This window comes from Flavobacterium sp., assembly GCF_035760125.1.
Taxonomy (GTDB): Bacteria; Bacteroidota; Bacteroidia; order Flavobacteriales; family Flavobacteriaceae; genus Flavobacterium.
Window position 1 is genome coordinate 1 of record NZ_DASTTN010000198.1, and the last position, 2,474, is coordinate 2,474.

Below are 2,474 nucleotides of genomic sequence, written 5' to 3' on the forward strand. Positions count from 1 at the left end.
CGGATTTAAAACAAATCGCAAAGAGCAATGCTCCTAATGCGAGTAAAAGAAAGTTTAGTATCATTTTATTAAAATTTAGGTTAGATTAAACTCCTGAGGCACTGATTTGCTTGATGTATTCTGCTTTCAGCGCTTTTGGAAACAGATTCGAAATGGTACAATGACGCAGTTCCATAAAAGAGGAAATTGAAAAAACATACACATGGGAAATAACACCCTTTGTTTCGCTACTTCCCGTTTCGAATAATCGTTCAGCCAATCCTAAGCATTTTTTAGCTCGGTTAATATTTCCGCCCATAATTGCAATTTTTGTGATTTCGGCAAAACGCTCCGCTTTTTCGTAAATCGTTGCTATCTTGTTTTTCATTATTGGTAATAGTTTATTTTGTTCCCCATCCCTTATGCTAAAATTGTTCCTAAAAAAACATAAAAACATAAAGCATTGTTTTCTATGGTGTTATTGCAGTTGTGCCAAAAAAAGGCATAAAAAAAGCCTATCAAAATGATAGGCTTTTCTCAAAACGATAATTTTACTTCACGACTGATTCATTATACAGTAAGCTTAAATTATCGACTTAGTGGCAATATAAAAGTTAATAGTCATAAATTAGGATTTAAAAATTAAGAGTTGTAAATTAGAACCTATTAAATCGATTAAAAATCAATACCTTACATTCATCATAAGTACTATTTTTAGTTCAAACATCATATAATAGTTTTGAAAATGAAAATCAAATTAAACTCAAGGATTGGATTGCTTCTTCTAATGATAATTTCACTTTCATTAGTGAGTGCGTACTATAATTTTTCGATTAAAAATGATACAGAAAACATTTTGAAAGACAATTATAATACACTCGAGTATTCCAGAAATATGCTTCTTTCATTAGACGAAAATAATTCAAATAAACAAAATGCAATAGCTCAATTTGAAGTCAATCTAACCAAACAAATGGGGAATATTACCGAAGTTGGCGAAGATAAAGCTACTTATACGCTACGGAGTGATTTTGATTCATTGCGGAAAAATTGGGCTGATGAACCTTTGAAAAGTAAAATTCGTCAAAACATATTTCATATTTTGAAATTGAATACGGTTGCCATTAAAAAGAAAAGTGATGTTGTCAAACATACTGCAGAAAAAGCAAATTTTGGTATCGCTATTTTAGGAACGCTTTCTTTTTTGATTGCTTTTAATCTTCTCCTCAATTTGCCTGATAGCACTTCCAATTCAAAAAAATCTTACAACAAGGATTAAAAAAATTGCTTAGCCTTGATGTTTTTACAACAAAAAAGCTAAAGATGTCTATCAAAATGACAGGTCGTACTCAAAGCGATTGCTTTATTATTGCATATTATACTCGTCTAATTTTCGATAAAGGGTTGCAATACCAATTTCGAGCAAACGTGCAGCTTCTGCTTTATTGCCTTTCGTATAATTTAGAACTTTCTGAATATGCAGTTTTTCGACACTTTGCATCGAAAACGCTGATAATGTTTTGCTGGAATGGTCAATTTGGTGCTGAATTTCATAGGGCAAAACATCTTGAATTAAAACATCTTCATTCGCCAGAATCACAGAACGCTCTATTACATTTCTCAATTCACGAACATTCCCCGGCCAATGGTAGGTTTCTAATTTGTGCATGAAAACAGGATCAATAGTCAATCCCTTTTTGTTTCCCTTTATTGAAAATTCTTTAACGAAATAATTGGTTAGGGGAACAATGTCCTTTATTCTTTCTCGCAAAGGCGGAATTTTTATCTCAAAAATATTCAATCTAAAATACAAATCGGAACGAAAACGGTGCTCGTCACTTTCAGTTTTTAAATCGCGATTTGTAGCAGCAATCAAGCGAAAATTTGATTTCCTTGGAGTAGTATCCCCAATTTGTATATATTCATTCGTTTCTAGAACGCGCAATAATTTAGCTTGCAATTCTAGAGGCATCTCTCCAATTTCATCCAAAAACAAAGTTCCGCCATTGGCCTCTTCGATAAAACCTTTTTTATCTTTTATGGCCCCTGTAAAAGCTCCTTGTTTGTGCCCGAATAATTCACTTTCAAGAATTTCTTTACTGAAAGTACTGCAATTTAACGCGACGAATGATTTTCCTGCACGATTACTGTTTTCATGAATAGCTTGCGCAAAAACTTCTTTCCCTGTTCCGGTTTCTCCTGTTAATAGTACTGTAGAATCAGTTTTGGCTACTTTTTTGGCCAAATCAATAACTTGCTCCAACCCTTTTGACTTTCCGATGATACTATCAAAAGAATACTTATCGGAGATTCGTTTTTCGAGTTGTTTGACTTTCTTTTGAAGTTGAACTTTTTCCAGTGCTTTGTATAACAGTGGTATAATTTTATCGTTGTCATCTCCTTTTACGATATAGTCAAAAGCACCATTTTTCATAGCTTGAACACCATCGGAAATTTTACCGTAAGCAGTTAATAAAATGACCTCTGCCAAAGGA

Annotated in this window: 3 protein-coding genes; 1 reads left to right on the forward strand and 2 read right to left on the reverse strand. The window is 33.0% G+C overall.

Annotated features, from left to right (window positions below; translation table 11 throughout):
- Positions 1–85 precede the first annotated feature (85 nt).
- Complete coding sequence (locus VFS71_RS07480; protein WP_326400305.1) at positions 86–367, reverse strand: DUF7674 family protein; 282 nt, start codon at positions 365–367, stop codon at positions 86–88.
- A 357-nt stretch (positions 368–724) separates the two neighbouring features.
- Between VFS71_RS07480 and VFS71_RS07485 the strand changes: the two genes are divergently transcribed.
- A complete protein-coding gene (locus VFS71_RS07485; protein ID WP_326400306.1) occupies positions 725–1,258 on the forward strand; it encodes a hypothetical protein in 534 nt (177 codons plus the stop codon).
- An 87-nt stretch (positions 1,259–1,345) separates the two neighbouring features.
- Here VFS71_RS07485 and VFS71_RS07490 read toward each other — a convergent pair.
- Positions 1,346–2,474, reverse strand: a 1,129-nt coding sequence (locus tag VFS71_RS07490) for a sigma-54 dependent transcriptional regulator (protein ID WP_326400308.1), incomplete at its 5' end; no start/stop codon positions are given.

What these genes read in the sequence shown, in the direction of transcription:
- VFS71_RS07485 (WP_326400306.1), top strand. Translation starts at nt 725, where the DNA reads ATGAAAATCAAATTAAACTCAAGGATTGGATTGCTTCTTCTAATGATA.
- VFS71_RS07480 (WP_326400305.1), bottom strand. Translation starts at nt 367, where the DNA reads ATGAAAAACAAGATAGCAACGATTTACGAAAAAGCGGAGCGTTTTGCC.